This is a genomic window from Pseudomonas sp. W17 (genome assembly GCF_040268305.1).
GTDB lineage: Bacteria > Pseudomonadota > Gammaproteobacteria > Pseudomonadales > Pseudomonadaceae > Aquipseudomonas > Aquipseudomonas protegens.
The window spans coordinates 4,338,895-4,354,750 of sequence record NZ_CP158490.1 but is presented as its reverse complement, the minus strand read 5'-3'; the positions used below and the strand labels follow the sequence as shown (position 1 = coordinate 4,354,750).

The following is a 15,856-nucleotide window of genomic DNA, read 5'->3' as shown; positions in this document are numbered from 1 at the left end:
GCCCTTCAATGTTGTTTGCCCAGGCCCATGAGCAGCAGGGCCTGGTCCAGTCATTCAGCCAGGGATTTACTGCCACCCAGGGTGGGCAGGGCTGCTGCAATCGCCCCAGCCAGGCCTCGTGCCGCGGGCAGATCCCGTTCGGCTGCCTGAGCCTGGAACCAGTTCAATACGGTTTCGCAGGCCGGATGCGCGGCGCCGCTGTCGCGTAGCCACAGGGCATAGACCCCGCCGGTCTTGAGCGCCTGGCCAAAGGGGATCAGCAGGCTGCCCCGGGCAATCGAGTCCTGGGCCAGGATCAGGTCCGTCATGGCCACCCCCAGCCCCCGGGCCGCGGCGTCCAGGGCCAGGTCGTCGAGGTTGAACAGCAGATGCTTGTAACTGTGGGGCGTCTGGTCGTCCTGGGCCTGCAGCCAGGCGGTCCATTCCTGGCGGCTGGTAGAACCGTGGATCAGCGCGTGCCCGGCCAGTTCCTCCAGGGAGCGCGGCGGCAATTGCCCGTCACTGAGCGTTGGGGCACACACCGGTACCAGGTATTCGTCGAACAGCGGGGTCAGCGGCCGCTCGTCCAGGCCTTCCGGCAGGTACAGCACATAGGCGTCGCAATCGCCGCCGGGGTCTACCGTGGCCCCGCCCACGGTCTCGATCGACAGGCACAGCCCGGGGTTGGCGGCGTAGAAACCGCTGAGCCGCGGCAGCAACCAGCGCACCGCCAGGGAGACAAAGATGCGGATGCGAAACGGGCGGTCCAGGGGCGCCGGGGCCAGGCGTTCCTGCAGGGAGCCGAGGGACCTCAGGACTTGGGTGGCCACCGTGCAGACATCGCGCCCCTGTTCGGTCAGCGAGACCCTTCGGCTGCTGCGCTCGAACAGGCTGACCCCATAGTGCTCCTCCAGTTGCTGGATCTGCCGGCTCACCGCGCTCTGGGTCAGGTGCAGGCGCGCCGCGGACTCGGTGAAGCTGTGGGTCTGGGCCACGCTGACCAGGGTCTGCAGGGCCTGCAACGAGGGCAGTCGAAGAGGGTTATCCATGCGTTTTCCGAATAGATGGATGAATTAATAACGTTCGAAATAAAGCCGTCATATCCATAGATTGTAGGCATGTGGCGCCGGGTTGAGTGTTCTGTTGAATGCTCCGGGCGCATGGATTGTGCAGGAGTGACAGGCTTTGAACAATGTATGTGGCTGGATCGCCCTGGCAGGGCAGACTTCCCAGCGGCCAACCCTCAAGGGCCTACAGAAAGCCGATTGGCTGATCATTGGCGGTGGCATCACCGGCCTCTCGGCGGCCCATGCCCTGGCGCGGATGTTGCCCCAGCAACGCATCGTCCTGCTGGATCGCCAGCGGGCGGCCCAGGGGGCTTCGGCGCGCAACTCGGGGTTTGTGGTCAGCCATGAATTGCCCGGCGCCGATGAGTTGCTGGGCCGGCCCGGCCACTCGGCCTATCAGCTTGCCTGCGGCATCGGCATCGCTGCCGGTGAAGAGGTGCGCCGGCGCATTGACGAGTTGGGCATCGAGTGCGAGTTCGACGCTGGCGGCTATCACTTCGCCGTGCACCAGGGGCAGCACTTGCAGGATAGCGGCGCCCGAGTCGCTACCCTGAACGCTGCGGGCGCCCAGGCCCAGTACCTGGAAGGCGCGGCCTTGCAGCAGCGCCTGGGCAGCGGCTTCTACCAGCGGGCCATCCACTGCGCCGGTGGCAACGCGCTGCTGCAGCCGGCCAAATACGTCAAGGGCCTGCTGGAGCGCCTGCCGGAGCGGGTGGAGGTGTTCGAGAACAGCCCGGTGCAGGACCTGCAGCCTCTGCCGGGCCGGGGCTGGCGGGCGGTGACCGGGGAGGGCGAGATCCAGGCGCCCCAGGTGCTGGCCTGTGTCGGTGCCTTTCTGCCCCGGCTCGGAGTCCGGCACAGCCGCACCTTCCCCCTGGAGCTGAGCGCCAGCATCACCCGGCCCCTGCAGGAAGATCACTGGCAGCGGCTGCTGGATGAGCAGGGCTGGGGCGTGCTCTCCACCTTGCCCGGGGCGGCCACGGTGCGCCTGTTGCCCGGGCGCCGCCTGCTGATGCGCAACACCGTCGAGTATCGCCAGCGCGATCTCGGCCCGGCGCAGTTGGCGGTGCGCCGCCAGGAACACCTGCGGGGCCTGCAAAAGCGCTTTCCCGGCATTACCGATACCGACCTGCAATACACCTGGACCGGGCACCTGAGCGGCACCCGTTCCGGCGAGCCGTACTTCAGCCGGGTCGCCGAAGGCCTGCACGCGGTGGCCGGCTGCAACGGCTCGGGGGTGGCGCGGGGCACTCTGTGGGGCCGGCTGCTGGTTGAAATGGCCGCCGGCTGCGACTCCTCGCTGCTGCGGGACGTGCTGTCCCAGGCCCGGCCCGGCTACCTGCCACCCCGACCGTTTTTTGACATTGGAGCAAGCTTGCGCATGGGCTGGGAGGTGCAGCGCGCGCGACACGAACGTTAACCGTCGCGGCGAATGAAACGCCGCAATAATAAGAGCACAGAGGGCGGCAACATGATCAATCGCACCACTACGGCACTGTTATCCCTGGCCTTGTGCGCCGCAAGCGTCCAGGCGGCCGAGACCGTGAGCATCGCCAACTGGAGCGGCTATATCGCTCCGGACACCCTGGCCCAGTTCACCCAGCGCACCGCAATCCAGACCACCTACGACGTGATCGACAGCAACGAGACCACCGAGGCCAAGCTGATGACCGGCGGCAGCGGCTATGACCTGGCCAGCCCGTCCAACCACTTTCTGCCGCGGCTGATCCAGGCCGGGGCGATCCAGCCCCTGGATCGCAGCAAGCTGCCCAACTGGAACAACCTCGATCCCAAGCTGATGAAGCTGCTGGAAACCAGCGACCCGGGCAATAGGTACGGCATCCCCTATATGTGGGTGACCGTGGGCATCGGCTACAACGTCGACAAGATCAAGGCGATTTTCGGCGACACCGATGTCACCCAGTCCTGGCAGCTGCTGTTCAAGCCGGAGAACATCCAGAAGCTCAAGCAGTGCGGCGTGGCCTTTCTCGACAACCCGACACAGATGGTGCCCATCACCCTTAATGCCCTGGGCCTGGACCCCCACAGCGAACAGCTGGCGGACCTGAAAAAGGCCGAAGCGGCGCTGCAGGCGATTCGCCCCTCGATCCTCTACTTCCACCAGGCCAAGTACGTCAGCGACCTGGCCAACGGCAACATCTGCGTGGCCGTGGGTTTCAGCGGCGACGTGCTGCAAGCCATGGCCACCGCCCAGCAGGCAAAAAACGGCGTGAACCTCGGCTACAGCATTCCCAGGGAAGGCTCCACCGTGGCCATGGACATGGTGGTGATTCCCAGGAACGCCCCGCACCTGGACAACGCCTACGCCTACCTGAACTACCTGCTGGACCCCAAGGTGATCGCCAACATCAGCAACTTCGTGCAGTACGCCAACGGCAATGCGGCGTCCTTGCCCTACATCGAACCGCAGTTGCGCAGCAACCCGGCGGCCTACCCGCCGCAGTCGGTGCTCGATACGCTGTTCCCGATCAAGACCATGACCCCGGCCGGCATGCGCCTGAGCACTCGACTGTGGACCCGGGTGGTCAGCGGCACATGAGGAGCACGGCATGATTGCAAGTCAGCAACAACGCGGCCACGCCGTGGTGGTGGGGGCCGGGGTGGTGGGCCTGGCCAGCGCCCTGTGGCTGCAGCGCCTGGGCTGGCGGGTGACCCTGCTGGACCGCCAGCCGCCGGGCAGCGGCACTTCCTTCGGCAATGCCTGTACCTTCGCCACCTATGCCGTGGAGCCAGTGGCAACCCCCGGTATCTGGCGCCAGGCCCCGGGCATGCTGTTGCGGCGCGACAGCCCGCTGGCGATCCGCCCGGGTTACCTGCCACGGATCGCCCCCTGGCTATGGCGCTTTTTGCAAAGCTCCAGCGAGCCGCGGGTCAAGGCCATCAGTCATGATCTGCACAGCCTGCTCAAGCCCTGCATGGGCGCCTGGCAGGCGTTGTTCGACGATGCCGGGGCCAACGACCTGGTGCGCCATGACGGCTCGCTGTACATCTTCGAGGCCCACGAGCGGCAGAGCGCTATCGACATGCTGGCCTATCACCAGGGGTTCGAGGTGCCCATGCGCCTGGTGCAAGGGCCGGAGCTACGGGCCATGGAGCCGGCCCTCAACGCCCGTGCGGCCCTGGCGCTGGAACTGCCCCAGGTCAGCCGTACCCTCGATCCCTTCGCATTGAGCCAGCGCTTGCTGCGGTGCTTCGTCGAGCGCGGCGGAGTGTTTCGCCGCGATGAGTTGCAGGGGGTCGAGCGCAGCGCCCAGGACGGCGAGCGGGTGCTTGCCCGCCTCGGCAGTGGCGAGCAACTGCCCGCCGAACGCCTGGTGTTGTGCAGCGGCGCCTGGTCCCGCCGCCTGGCGCAGAGCCTGGGGGACGAGATTCCCCTGGACACCGAGCGCGGTTATCACGTGCTGTTCGATCAGGCTGGCGGCTTGCTCAGCCGCCCGGTGTGCTGGGGCGCCGGCGGTTTCTACCTGACGCCCATGGCCCAAGGGCTGCGGGTGGCGGGCACGGTGGAGTTCGGCGGCCTCGACGCCGCGCCGGACCCGCGCCGCTATCACTACCTGGCCCGGGCGGCGCGACGCTTCCTGACCCTGCACCACGAACCGGTTTCCCGGTGGATGGGCTTTCGTCCCTCGCTGCCGGACAGCAAGCCGGTGCTCGGCCAGTCGCGGCTGCTGCCCCAGGTGCACTACAACTTCGGCCACGGTCACGTTGGCCTGACCCTGGCCGCCATCAGTGGGCAACTGGTGGCGGAACAGGCCAGCGGGCTGACCCCGAGCGTGAACCTGCAACCCTTCCTGGCGGGGCGTTTCCGCTAGTCACGCAGCCGCGGTGGTTATGGAGAAGGGAAACGGTCATGTTCATCTGCTACAACGGCTTTTTCCCTCGACAGACCTGCCCGGCGGCCGGAAAGGCGTCGGGGGACCTACGCTAGCCATGGACGCGCCCCTATGCGAAATGCACTTGTGCTGACTTCCCTGTTCCTGTGTGCCGGCGCAGCTTGCGCCGAAGACCCCGCCTCGGTACTGGGCCATGGCTTTGGTTCCCTGGGCTGCATCGACCTCAAGGACCCCGACAGCAAGGCCACCTGCGGCGCCCGCGCCCTGTCCAACGGCACCGGTTGCCACGGCCTGTCCAGCCAGGGCATGCGCGACAAATGCCTGGATGAAGCGCTGTACCCGCAAAGCAGCGCGAGCCGCAGCCGTACTGCGAAGGCGGCCCAACCAACGGCCCCGGTGCCCGCCCTGTCCAGCCAGCGCCTTGTTCAACCGCCTGCGCCCTTGTTGACGGAGGGCGAGGCGAAGCGATTGGAAGAGGTGTTGGGGGTCAATGGTTCCAGGCGCTGAGCTTGGCTATTGCACCACGGGCTTTTATGCTCCCGGTCCGGTGAATGCACTGACCGGCAGCGGGCTTGAGCATTGAGGCCTGCTGATGCAGCGAACAAGGGCTCGCCTGTTATCCCTGATGCGGATGCGGTGCGCTGGAGGAGGTGACTCAATGGCCGGGCCGACTGTCAGGGTGCTTTTACCGCGCCAGATCGATGGCTTGCTCGAAAACCGGGTGCGGGCCTGTCTGGCCGCAATTGCGGATCAACCCTGGGCCGGTACGAGCTCGTTCTTCATTGGCGGTAGCCCCATGCTGTTTGGGATGGGGGCCGAATATCCAGGGGAGCTGGCGGAATATGCCGGGCTGGCCGGGCAACTGGGATGGCTCCCTGAAGACATTCTGAGCCTGGCGGCCATGGATAAAGACCAGGCGGATCACCAGCGCCTAGGGCAGGCGGCGCTGACCTTGGCCCGTCACCTGGATGGCGTGCTGGCCTTCGGCGCCAGCATCCGTGCCTACACCCGGGACAGCGAATTTCTGGCGGGGCTGGCGATCCTCGAGCATGAGGGCGAGAGCATTTTCAGCGCTGCGGACTTTTCGGCATGGTTGGGCCACCGGAATTTTCGGCTGGTGAAATAATCCACGGCACACGCCCGCACTGCCGCCCACCCACTACCTTGCGTAGGCGCTGGCTTGCCAGCCAAGGCGGCCGGGAGATCGCTTTCGCCGGCAAGCCGGCTCCTACAGGGGAGGGTCAGGCTTGCTGGCGGTGCTCGGCGGCGTGCAGGCCCAGGTAGAAGGTCAGGTTGTCGTCGCTGATGCCCAGGGCGCCGAGAATCTGTGCCATGAAACTCACTGGAGCGCTGCCCGGGGCGGTGACCACGCGCTGGTCCGCTACCGCATGGGGCACATCCTGGTAGTGCGCGGCGCCGGCATAACCCACCGCCAGCAGGTTGTCCGCCGAATTGGAGGTGTGCTTGAGCTGGTCCAGCACCCCGGCCCGGGCCAGTTCGCGGGTGCCGTCGCAGATGCCGGCGAGGACCAGCTTGCGCTCCTTGGCCGCGCGTAGCAGTTCGCGGATATCCGGCGCCTGGGGGCTTTGCCAGACCGTCCCGCCGCAGACCATCAAGAGGTCCACCTCATCCAGACGAATATCTTCCAACGCCAGGTCCGGGGTCACCCGCAGGCCGCCCATGGAGGTCACGATGGCGCCCTTGGGTGAGGCGTAACGGCAGTCGAAGCCATAGTAGCCACGGCCGGTGGCGTTGATCAGGGCGGTTTCCCAGTCGGCGAAATTGTCGCAGACAAGGGTAATGGCGCGGGTCATGGGCAGCTGTCCTTGCTGAGGCGAATGAGTATTGGAGGGCGCGCAGAATAGCCCGATTTCAGCGACTCAATGGAACATTTCGTTGCTGGGCAAGGGGGGGAGGGCTGCTGTCGTTGGCGTGTTGCTGACCCCTGCAACAGCGCTTTGTAGGATAAGTCCTTGGCTCCTGAGGATTTATCGACAACGTTCTGTGTTCGGGCTGATAGGTGCCGTGATCGGGGGGGCTTAAAGTCGAAGTTTGGGTCGCCTCGTCCTCAGTGGAAAGAGCGCCAAACGTCGTGGACATTTGAACAGGCACCGTACTTTCATGAAGCGCAACCTTCTGCTCTCGGCTCTTGTCCTGTTGTTGTCGCTATGGGGTGGGGGCCCGGCGTATGCCGGCGGGGAGTTCTCTCCCGAGTCATCGATCATTCAGTTGCCTGCCAGCATTTACATCAGTGCAGGAACCATGAATGGCGACGTCATTGCGACCACCGCAGAGGTGGACTCGACGATGAGGGATCCATGGCCGCAAATATTCAGTTCCGAGCCCATGGTCTACAAGCTTCAAGGCGCTACGCTGGCCCCCGGTTACCACAATGTCTATTTGAGCAATGTGGCTGGAGTCGGATTCAGGTGGAACGCCAAATGGAGATGGCGTGAAAATCAGTCCGGGTCCAGCCAGTATCTGGTGGGGAGTGGAAAGTCACTCGTAAAACTCAGATGGGTCAAGGGTGATGCCTACAAGCAATCCATGTGGCTGGAAATCATAAAGATCGGCGACATCCAGAGTGGGACCTTGGCTGGTAACGGGTCGGTGAACGTTGCGTTCAACTGCGTTGGTATCTGCAACTCCAAAGGCTGGACGGTCTACACCAGCGGCAAAAGCGCAGTGACGGTGCAGCTCAGAGTACCGACATGCAATGTGTCCAGCTCGCAGATTTCAGTGCCCCTGGGGCGAACATCGAACATGACCTTTTCCGGAGTGGGGAGTACCTCCAAAGCGGTGCCCTTCAAAATAAACCTGTCATGTTCGGGAGGGGATGCGGGGGCTTCGATCGGGGCTTATGTCTCGTTCATAGATGTGAACAACTGGGCTAACCAGGGCAGCACCTTGTCGCTGAGCGCCGGGTCGACTGCCTCGGGAGTGGGGGTGCAGATCCTCAAGGGAGCGACTGTTCTCGGCTACGGTTCGGGCTCTGTCAATCGATGGTGGGCGGGGAATATCTCCGCTGGGGTCTCGAGCTACGACATTCCACTGACCGCACGTTATGTCCAGACCGCTTCGCGAGTCACCCCAGGAACGGTCAGTGGGATGGCGACCTTGACGATGAGTTATCGTTGAACGGTTTCGCCGTTCAGGGTCTCGGCATGCGCTGGGGCCTTTTCATCTCATGTAGCGGGCAAGGATAATCCGCGCCGGCCTGTAGCGAACGCCTGCTGGTTCGTTCAGGTAGAAGCAGTTTGGCCCTGGCCGGCTGCCACTCTGATTTTCCCCGCCCCAAGTCTGCCCCCCGAGCAACAGCAGTTACTACGGCTCAAGACCCAGAGCTATGCCCAGGGCCGCTTCCTCTGGCAGCAGACCCTGGCCCACCTGCCGCCAACTGCCAGGCGCAGAAGGTGCAGATCAAGGGCGTGCGCTTCGACTTCTGACCCCACGCAGCTCTGTAGGAGCCCGCTTGCTGGCGAAGGCGTCTCGCCAGGCGCCTCCTTAAATAATTTCTCCCCGGCTATTTACATCCACAGCGTCATTCCCCCATTATTCGCGCCGTCTAAGTTTCGCTGCTGACCAGACAATTCCAGCCACCAAAGGGGTGGTTGTTTTGTTGCGTCCAAGAAAAGCAGTTGAAAAATGACCAAGACTCCTCTGAAAAGAATTCAGCACAAGCTCGCCCGTTCCGGGGTGGCCATCGAACGCCTGAATTCCAATTCCCTCTCTATCTCGTCCACCAATGACGCCGGCCTCAAGGTGGATCTGCTGCTGCCCGACAGTTTTGCCATCGAAGAGAAAGCCATCCTGCAACTGATGGATTTCGCCAAGGTCGCCCACCCCCATGGCGGCGAAGTGAAGTGCGCCTGCGCCACGCCGGATTTCCATACCGGCAGCCCGATTCCGGTGGGCAGCGTGATCGTCACCAGCCACGACATGGTGGTGCCGCAAGCTATCGGCACCGACATCAATTGCGGCATGCGCCTGCACAAGCTGGGGCTGAACTACGAGCAGTTCATGGCGCAAAAGGCCAAGTGGACCGCCCTGGTGCGTGGCGATCTGCTGGAAGGCACGCGCAATATTCCCACCAGCCCCACGGCCATGAGCGCACTGTTTGCTTCGGGGCTGGGGGATTTCTGGGCTCAGGTACAGCAACAGGACCCGATCGGGCTGTTTGCCGGGGCGGATTTCGCCCAGTTGCAGCGTGAGCTTTCGGGCCTGCATGAGTCGTCCTTTGCCCGCGGCAGCGCCGACTATGCACCGGAGGCCCTGCAGGACCTTTCGCGCAAGATCCTTCGCGACCCGGGCCTGGGTTCCCTGGGAGGTGGTAATCACTTTGTCGAGATCCAGGTGGTCACTGAACTGGTGGATCGCCAGGCCTGTTTCGCCCAGGGCCTGTCCGTGGGGCAGGTGGTGATGATGATCCACACCGGCTCTCGCGACGTGGGCTTCTATGTAGGCCGACGCTGGATGGACAAGGCCAAGGCCCTGTGGCCGGCCGGGATCAAGCATCCCGATTCGAAGATCTTCGCCTTGTTTGGCGAGATGGCCGATGAGTACCTGCTGGCCATGCACAGCGCCGCGCACTACGCCGACGCCAACCGCGCACTGATCGCCGAAATGGTGCGCCAGCGCACTCGGCAGGTGTTCGGCGCGGGCATCGAAGCGCCGCTGATTGTCGATGTACCGCACAACATCGTACTGCGCGAGGAAGGCGGCAACGTCCACCGCAAAGGCGCCACACCGGCCTATGCCGGGCAGCCGCTGCTGATTCCGGGGAGCATGGGGCATGACTCCTACCTGCTCACCGGTCTGGGCAACGAACGCTGGCTGCGCTCGGCCAGCCACGGCGCCGGACGCTCCATGTCGCGCAGCGAGGTGGTGTTCAAGGCCAAGAAGGACAAGGCCTTCCTCGGCCTGCAGGGCGTGGAGTGCATCACCACCAAGGAAGAGCGGATGATCGAAGAAGCACCGGGGGCCTACAAGGAAATTGGCCAGGTGATCCAGTCCCAGGTGGAAGAGGGCACGGTGTCGGTGATGGCGCGGTTTTCGCCGATTCTGACCTTCAAGGCGTAAGCGCGCTGGGCGGGGATGGTTTTCGGGTTTGCCGTGCAACGGTGCGGCCGATACATTGTCGCCCCTCCCGGCCTGTTCGCTCCGAGCGGTGCCGTTGCAGTTGTCTGCGGTCGCAAAAGCCCAGGATGCGGTAGCCGCTGGGGTGTTTGTCTGTTTGTGATCAACCTTCGGTGCTTAAGCATGAATCAAGATGAAAACCTGAAGCACGATGCGCTAGCGCCATTGACCGCTGCCAGCGAGTTTGTCGTCGACAAGCAGCCCCTTGCCGAACTGCTTGCGGTGCTTGCCCAGTGTGGCGAGGTGGTGTCCTGCTTCTTCAAGCCTGATCCCGCCATCAAGGTGTTGGGTGAGAGGCCGCGACTGACGGAGTTTCTCGAACGTTTCAGCGGCCTCGCCAGCTCGACGGCCATCGGGCAGATCGAGCCTGAGTTCTGGCCCTTTTCCATGCTCAATCGATACGAGTTCGAGGGCTCGTTGCTGGCGACGCTGCTGCGGGGCGATTGTCATTCGTCCAGCCGTGGAGGGTCCGTGGCCAATGCCCGCCAGGTGGTGTCCGAAGCGCTGGATGCTGTGTTTCCGGCGCCGTTTTCCGAGCTGGTGGTGTATCGGTTCGATAGTCCTGATTGGTGTGAGTTGACCAGGGGGGCGGCTATTTCTTCTGCCTATGTCGCCTGCCAGGGGGCGCGGAATCTGTGGTGGGTGTTGTGCGTGGCTGATGTTGATTGAGGCCCTTTGGGCGCAAGGCTATTTGTGGAGGGAAGCCGTTCAGCCACATGGGTGACACGCACGATGGGACTTCTTGGGTGGGAGCTGGCTTGCCAGCGAAGGCGGCATCGAGGGCGCCACTGGATTGTGTGTTGTAGGTAGTGGTTACTGTGCTGTTTGCCATGGTCGCAAACACTGTGGCGAGGGAGCTTGCTCCCGATTGGTCGGCCGGCGTTCCGGCGTGCAGTGGTTGTAAATCGGAGTCCCTGGTTTAGCAGGTGTACATATCCGTTGCTGCGGGTGGGGCCACTGGCGGTTTCGCCCTTACGGCGACTCACTTTTTTCAAACGCCAAAAAAGTAAGCAAAAACGCTTGCCCCTCCACTCGGTGCCTCGCCTAGGCTCGGCATGCCCTCTCTCCGGCATTGATCCGTGGGCCGCCGCCACCGGCCATCCATGGCCGGATGGCGGCTAACCCGGCGTCCTGCCGGGTTACCCACGGCTCAATGCCTGCGTTCGGCCATCGTGGTTAACGGGGCCCCCAGGATCAAAAGCCAAAGCAAAGCAGAGCGAGAGCCTAGGCTGTACCTTGGGTTAGGGCTCCGGCAGTTGCAGCGCTTGTTGTTCCGCCACTTGCAACACATCGCAGCCGTCCTGCAACAGCAGGGTCGCCACGCTGGAGAAGCGCTTCAGGTCGAGGTGATCGGCATTGCGGCTGGTCATGTCGGTAACGCTGTCCAGCATGTCCCGGGCGGCGCGGATGCGCAGGCCGGCGTAAGTCAGCAGGTCGAGCAGCGGCGCTTGTGGGTTGATGAAGGCGACGGGGTGGTCGGTGGTACTGGAGGAAGTGAACGGTTGGTAATCCATATCAGTGACGCTCCATAACTTAGGTAGCTACCACCAATCGCGGCCAAGCGAAGCAGGGTGGCAACTGTACGCGGGTTGGCCGACCGGGCCTAAGCATCCCGGCACACCCGAAGGTGTCCCACGCACAGTCGCCATAACACGAACGTGCGAGCGCAAAAAAAGCGCTTGCCTTGTTATGGGGAGCGCCTGTGCGCTTAGGATGCTGACGGCCAAGTCAGGTCGCTGAATTGGCAGCGACGGGCTGGACTATAAGTTGGATGACTGGGCAATGCAAGTTGCGTGTAATGCTCGGTGTTAGTGAGTGATAATTGGCATTGTATTCACAGTGTTCAATGATGTTTATTGGGAGTTTGGAGTTGTGGTGTGAGGGGTAATAGGAAGTTACCGTATCTAAGTTTTAATAGGGGTGTTTATAGTATGCTGGACATTATCTTTTCATAGTGTTCTTTTATTTGAGGGACTTCACCTAGATCTGCCGTTTTAATCGCTTCGGCGATCATTTTGTCTGCAAAATGTCTTGGTACGTTCTTGCATCCAGTGATTTCTTTATAATATTCACAGAATATAGAGTAGCAAAACATGGATATCATTTTTCCGTAACAGTCTGTGGCCGGTAAGATTCGCTCTTTTCCTAAATATCGAAGAGGTGCGGTTCTTCTGCTTTTTATTTCTTTTATTAATTTTTTTAGTTGTTCTTTTTTTATCTTGTAGTCTGGTGAGTTTGAAGTGTCCACTAAAGACCAGAAACGTTCTCTGTCGACTCCCTTTATTCTTACGAGTCCACAAAGAAGATCGATGATCACTACACGGTTTATGCTTTTTAGAAAGTTGCTGTATCTGAGTTTGATGTTTTGGATGTGCTTTTCTGGAATTTTGCCATCAGGATGCACTGAGTTTAGTATTGATATTAATAGTTCTGATCTACAAGCATCGTTCTCCCAGCTATAGCCGTGAGTGTAAAGGATTCGGTGGTGTTTAATGAGATCGCCTCTATGTGAGTCGTAATCTCGATCGAATACAGCGATTGAGTTACTGACAGAGTTTTCTGCAATTTTCTCTGCGTATGGGCGCACAAATTCTTTTGAACCTAAGGATTTTATTTTGATTTTTATATTGGGAAGAAATCGTAAAAAAACACTTTTCCAGAAAACTGAGTCAATAGACCAAGTGCATTCATCGTCTTTTTTAAAGTCTGAGGGAGTACCACCTTCCGAATAAACTAAAAAGTCGACGTCACAGAATGCGTGAAAGTTAGATAGTCCGGAGTTTGTTCTTGAAAATATCATTTTATGCAGCGCTCCATATTGATTAAGCTGGTTTGATGTTCACCAACTACGTCGGGCGAGTGCGTTGCAAAAATAATTTGTGCAGATGGATTTAGACTTTTTATATTTTTTGCAAGAGATTCCTGCCATGCAACATGAAGGGAGATTTCAGGCTCGTCAGCCATGTATATAAATGTATTGCCTTCTTGTAGTAGTGCTTCACCTAAGATAATAAGTATTTGTTTTTCTCCAGATGATAGTTCGCTCGGGGTTAGAGTTTTCCCTGAGGTTGTGGTAATTACTATTTCGTTGCGTTCATTGATGTGCAGGGTTTTTCTCTGCATCAGATTGTTAAGGAGGTATATAAATAAATCTTTTGGGGCTAATAATTTCCTTTTGTTTGATGTGATGTCCTCCCAGAAATCGACTGTGCTTTCAATTCTGTGAAGTGAGAATAAAGCTAGTATTTCAGTACTGGTTAGGCTTTGATCTAGTTCCATTTTTTTTCGCAGTCTTTCTAGGATTGCAAAGTGTGTGTCAACTTTTTTTGAGTAGTTTTTCTTGTCTACACGAAATTCGGAAAATATTTGGATGAGCGCTGATTTTTCACTTTCAAGTTTTGATTCGAAAGGGGTAGGGAGTTGCTTTTGTTCATCTTTTACTAAGAGAGATAAAAAAACTTGCTCTTGAAATTTTTCATGTAGCAAGTTTACTTTTTTACTTAAGGCTGAAAGGTAGCGTACTAACCTGTTGGAGAAATCTTCTAGTCTGGAGTCTAGTGGGTCGGAGGGTATTTCATTTTCTACATTGTTTATGCGTTGTACGGATAGCCATGTTAACGAAGTCATCTCTTGTAGGTGGCTCGTTAATGTTTTTCCTGCGGCATTTTTTCCTGCTAGTTTTGTTCTGAGGAAGTAGGTGCCTCTTAAAGCGTTTTCATAAGCATCTGTTTCACTGAGAATATAGGAGTATGGTTTTTCTGAAGAGGTTTCAAATATTTTGTAATCACAATGGAAGAAAGGTGTCTCCCTGCTTTTGGAAACTTCAATGTATGGCTTCTTTCTAGAGCCTGGTTCTTTTAATGTGATTCGAATTTGGTAGAAGTCAAGTGTGGATAGGTAGTGTCTATCCGCCAGGAGTACTCCTGCAATCAATTTCAAAGCGGTGGATTTTCCTGAGCCATTGGGGCCTATTATGAAGTTGTAAGAGTCGTTTGTTTTTATGTGAACTTCGTGATCGCCCCAGAACCCATTAATGTAAACGCTTTCGATAATGTTCATTGATGCTATTAAGTCCATTTTAATAGTTGGTTGGATTTTTTTTGATGGCACATGGCCTATACTAGATGCTAGTCCTTAGCTTGTCTTCCCTACTTTCGTTAGATGTGCGTGAGGTTTATGGGTCTGAAATGGTCTCTACTTTCATCTCTGCGATTCCCATCCCCGATGTCATGTGTTTTTCGACTCTATCATTTTGATTTTATTAGTATTTAGCTTTGACTTGTTGGTCTCGCAATTCTTATGGCACACTCCTAGTCATTCCGCTATTTGAAATTCAATTCCGCTATAACGGATTTGTTGGCGGCGGATGTTGCATCCTTTGAGGTGTTGCTTAGGTGAAAATGGAGAGTTGAAAGCCTAGGCGCGAGTACTAAGCGGTAGTTGTTGGCAGACCAGTCTTTTCTTCTGGTCGGGTTTCTGATGAACACAAAGTTCTCAACTTTTCATTTTCAACCAGGAGAATCGCTCATGAGCATCACCCGTTACGGCACCGGCAGCACCGCAGGCGGTGGCCAGCCGCGTCCTTTCGCTCGCGCGGTCGAGGCCGATGGCTGGCTGCATGTGTCCGGCCAGGTGCCGGCGCTGGATGGCGAGATCATTCACGGTGGGATCGTCGAGCAGACGCATCAGACGCTGCGCAATCTGGTGGCCATTCTCGAAGAGGCCGGGTATGGCCTGGAGGATGTGGTGCGGGTTGGCGTGTGGCTGGAAGACCCGCGGGATTTCTGGAGTTTCAACAAGGTGTTCGGTGAGTACTTCAAGCCCGAACACGCGCCGGCCCGGGCCTGTGTGCAGGCCAGCATGATGGTGGATTGCAAGGTCGAGATCGATTGCGTGGCCTACAAGAAGAAGGCCTGATGGCCACGGTCTGTAGGAGCTGGCTTGCCAGCGAAGGCGCCCCTGAGGGTGGCACAAGGCTTGAGGGCCTCTTCGCCGGCAAGCCGGCTCCTACGGGTCGATAGAGGGGGCGCAGGTAGATGAGCGAAGACAACATCAAGCGTCGGGCCAAGGGCCTGGATCGGGCGTTCGATATTCTCGATTTCCTCAAGGAGATCGGCCAGCCGTTGCGGCCCAATGATATCGCCAAGGGCATTGGCGGCCCCAAGTCCACGGTCTATGAGTTGGTGGCTTCCCTGCTGGAGCGGCGGGTACTGGAACCGGTGGGCCAGGAGGGGCATGTGTACCTGGGCCGCCAGTTGTACTTTCTCGGCCAGGCCCATTTGCGTCATTTCGACCTGAGCCGCGAGGCCGATCAGGCCTTGCAGGAAATCGTCCGCCAGACCCAGGAAACCGCGCAGATGTGCCTGCTCAACGGGCGCAAATACACGGTGGCGCTGATGAAGGAGGGCGAGCGGCACTTCCGCATTTCCTCGAATATCGGCGAGAACGCGCCGATTCCCTGGACCGCTTCCGGGCGGTTGCTATTGGGGCATTTGAGCGATGGGCAGATTGTCGACCTGATCGATGAACGGGACTTCGTTCTGCCCGACGGTGAGCGTCTGCCCTTGGAGACGTTTCTCAAGCAAATCCGTCAGGCCACCGAGGATGGGTTCTTTTCCTTCGACAGCGTGGCCGACACCTTTACCCATTGTTTTGCCGCACCGGTGCGCGATGAGCTCGGGGTGTGCATCTGCACGCTCTGCATCGTCGCGCCCAGGGCCGATGCCCAGCGCAATTACCAGCAATATCGCCGGGTGCTGATCGACAGCGCCAACCGTCTGGCCCGGCGTATCAACGATTGATGACTGTTTCGCGGCTGTG

General features: G+C 59.2%; 15 protein-coding genes. 10 read left to right on the top strand and 5 right to left on the bottom strand.

What is annotated here, in order from left to right; all coding sequences use genetic code 11:
- Positions 1-50: 50 nt before the first annotated feature.
- Positions 51-1,028 (bottom strand): LysR substrate-binding domain-containing protein, encoded by a 978-nt coding sequence (locus tag ABCR88_RS19995; RefSeq protein WP_019095395.1) that lies wholly within the window; start codon positions 1,026-1,028, stop codon positions 51-53.
- A gap of 136 nt (positions 1,029-1,164) precedes the next feature.
- On the opposite strand from ABCR88_RS19995, the gene ABCR88_RS19990 reads away from it, so the two are divergent.
- From ABCR88_RS19990 to ABCR88_RS19970, 5 genes are all read left to right on the top strand, one after another.
- On the top strand, positions 1,165-2,466 hold the full coding sequence (locus ABCR88_RS19990; RefSeq protein ID WP_015636032.1) for an FAD-binding oxidoreductase: 1,302 nt from the start codon (positions 1,165-1,167) through the stop codon (positions 2,464-2,466).
- 51 nt (positions 2,467-2,517) lie between these two features.
- A complete protein-coding gene (locus ABCR88_RS19985) occupies positions 2,518-3,606 on the top strand; it encodes a polyamine ABC transporter substrate-binding protein (protein WP_228102360.1) in 1,089 nt (362 codons plus the stop codon).
- A 10-nt stretch (positions 3,607-3,616) separates the two neighbouring features.
- Positions 3,617-4,879, top strand: a complete 1,263-nt coding sequence (locus ABCR88_RS19980; protein ID WP_053159233.1) for an FAD-dependent oxidoreductase — start codon at positions 3,617-3,619, stop codon at positions 4,877-4,879.
- Positions 4,880-5,011: 132 nt separating this feature from the next.
- Positions 5,012-5,407 (top strand): hypothetical protein, encoded by a 396-nt coding sequence (locus ABCR88_RS19975; protein WP_015636029.1) that lies wholly within the window; start codon positions 5,012-5,014, stop codon positions 5,405-5,407.
- A gap of 151 nt (positions 5,408-5,558) precedes the next feature.
- Positions 5,559-6,026 (top strand): DUF6368 family protein, encoded by a 468-nt coding sequence (locus ABCR88_RS19970; RefSeq protein WP_015636028.1) that lies wholly within the window; start codon positions 5,559-5,561, stop codon positions 6,024-6,026.
- 115 nt (positions 6,027-6,141) lie between these two features.
- On the opposite strand, the gene ABCR88_RS19965 is transcribed toward ABCR88_RS19970, so the two are convergent.
- The gene (locus ABCR88_RS19965; protein ID WP_152686276.1) at positions 6,142-6,714 is read right to left on the bottom strand and encodes a type 1 glutamine amidotransferase family protein; all 573 of its coding nucleotides are present in this window, start codon (positions 6,712-6,714) and stop codon (positions 6,142-6,144) included.
- Between the two features lie 307 nt (positions 6,715-7,021).
- Between ABCR88_RS19965 and ABCR88_RS19960 the strand changes: the two genes are divergently transcribed.
- From ABCR88_RS19960 to ABCR88_RS19950, 3 genes are all read left to right on the top strand, one after another.
- Positions 7,022-8,038, top strand: a complete 1,017-nt coding sequence (locus ABCR88_RS19960) for a fimbrial protein (protein WP_161466997.1) — start codon at positions 7,022-7,024, stop codon at positions 8,036-8,038.
- A 507-nt stretch (positions 8,039-8,545) separates the two neighbouring features.
- On the top strand, positions 8,546-9,979 hold the full coding sequence (locus ABCR88_RS19955; protein ID WP_350403216.1) for an RtcB family protein: 1,434 nt from the start codon (positions 8,546-8,548) through the stop codon (positions 9,977-9,979).
- Between the two features lie 180 nt (positions 9,980-10,159).
- Complete coding sequence (locus tag ABCR88_RS19950; protein ID WP_350403214.1) at positions 10,160-10,705, top strand: hypothetical protein; 546 nt, start codon at positions 10,160-10,162, stop codon at positions 10,703-10,705.
- Positions 10,706-11,277: 572 nt separating this feature from the next.
- Here ABCR88_RS19950 and ABCR88_RS19945 read toward each other — a convergent pair.
- The 3 genes from ABCR88_RS19945 to ABCR88_RS19935 form a co-directional block, all read right to left on the bottom strand.
- Positions 11,278-11,550, bottom strand: coding sequence for a hypothetical protein (locus ABCR88_RS19945; RefSeq protein WP_350403212.1), 273 nt, complete (start codon positions 11,548-11,550; stop codon positions 11,278-11,280).
- Positions 11,551-11,960: 410 nt separating this feature from the next.
- Positions 11,961-12,836, bottom strand: a complete 876-nt coding sequence (locus tag ABCR88_RS19940; RefSeq protein WP_115580353.1) for a DUF4435 domain-containing protein — start codon at positions 12,834-12,836, stop codon at positions 11,961-11,963.
- A complete protein-coding gene (locus ABCR88_RS19935) occupies positions 12,833-14,095 on the bottom strand; it encodes an AAA family ATPase (RefSeq protein WP_162884066.1) in 1,263 nt (420 codons plus the stop codon). Before ABCR88_RS19935 ends, ABCR88_RS19940 begins: the two co-directional genes overlap by 4 nt.
- A gap of 468 nt (positions 14,096-14,563) precedes the next feature.
- Between ABCR88_RS19935 and ABCR88_RS19930 the strand changes: the two genes are divergently transcribed.
- Both ABCR88_RS19930 and ABCR88_RS19925 read left to right on the top strand, forming a co-directional pair.
- Positions 14,564-14,953 carry a RidA family protein gene (locus ABCR88_RS19930; RefSeq protein WP_011061860.1) on the top strand — a complete coding sequence of 130 codons (390 nt, stop codon included), beginning with the start codon at positions 14,564-14,566 and terminating at the stop codon, positions 14,951-14,953.
- A gap of 119 nt (positions 14,954-15,072) precedes the next feature.
- Positions 15,073-15,837 (top strand): IclR family transcriptional regulator, encoded by a 765-nt coding sequence (locus ABCR88_RS19925; RefSeq protein WP_350403210.1) that lies wholly within the window; start codon positions 15,073-15,075, stop codon positions 15,835-15,837.
- Positions 15,838-15,856 lie beyond the last annotated feature (19 nt).

What these genes read in the sequence shown, in the direction of transcription:
- ABCR88_RS19950 (WP_350403214.1), top strand. Translation starts at nt 10,160, where the DNA reads ATGAATCAAGATGAAAACCTGAAGCACGATGCGCTAGCGCCATTGACC.
- ABCR88_RS19985 (WP_228102360.1), top strand. Translation starts at nt 2,518, where the DNA reads ATGATCAATCGCACCACTACGGCACTGTTATCCCTGGCCTTGTGCGCC.
- ABCR88_RS19935 (WP_162884066.1), bottom strand. Translation starts at nt 14,095, where the DNA reads ATGAACATTATCGAAAGCGTTTACATTAATGGGTTCTGGGGCGATCAC.
- ABCR88_RS19995 (WP_019095395.1), bottom strand. Translation starts at nt 1,028, where the DNA reads ATGGATAACCCTCTTCGACTGCCCTCGTTGCAGGCCCTGCAGACCCTG.
- ABCR88_RS19930 (WP_011061860.1), top strand. Translation starts at nt 14,564, where the DNA reads ATGAGCATCACCCGTTACGGCACCGGCAGCACCGCAGGCGGTGGCCAG.
- ABCR88_RS19980 (WP_053159233.1), top strand. Translation starts at nt 3,617, where the DNA reads ATGATTGCAAGTCAGCAACAACGCGGCCACGCCGTGGTGGTGGGGGCC.
- ABCR88_RS19940 (WP_115580353.1), bottom strand. Translation starts at nt 12,836, where the DNA reads ATGATATTTTCAAGAACAAACTCCGGACTATCTAACTTTCACGCATTC.
- ABCR88_RS19970 (WP_015636028.1), top strand. Translation starts at nt 5,559, where the DNA reads ATGGCCGGGCCGACTGTCAGGGTGCTTTTACCGCGCCAGATCGATGGC.
- ABCR88_RS19975 (WP_015636029.1), top strand. Translation starts at nt 5,012, where the DNA reads ATGCGAAATGCACTTGTGCTGACTTCCCTGTTCCTGTGTGCCGGCGCA.
- ABCR88_RS19925 (WP_350403210.1), top strand. Translation starts at nt 15,073, where the DNA reads ATGAGCGAAGACAACATCAAGCGTCGGGCCAAGGGCCTGGATCGGGCG.
- ABCR88_RS19960 (WP_161466997.1), top strand. Translation starts at nt 7,022, where the DNA reads ATGAAGCGCAACCTTCTGCTCTCGGCTCTTGTCCTGTTGTTGTCGCTA.
- ABCR88_RS19945 (WP_350403212.1), bottom strand. Translation starts at nt 11,550, where the DNA reads ATGGATTACCAACCGTTCACTTCCTCCAGTACCACCGACCACCCCGTC.
- ABCR88_RS19965 (WP_152686276.1), bottom strand. Translation starts at nt 6,714, where the DNA reads ATGACCCGCGCCATTACCCTTGTCTGCGACAATTTCGCCGACTGGGAA.
- ABCR88_RS19955 (WP_350403216.1), top strand. Translation starts at nt 8,546, where the DNA reads ATGACCAAGACTCCTCTGAAAAGAATTCAGCACAAGCTCGCCCGTTCC.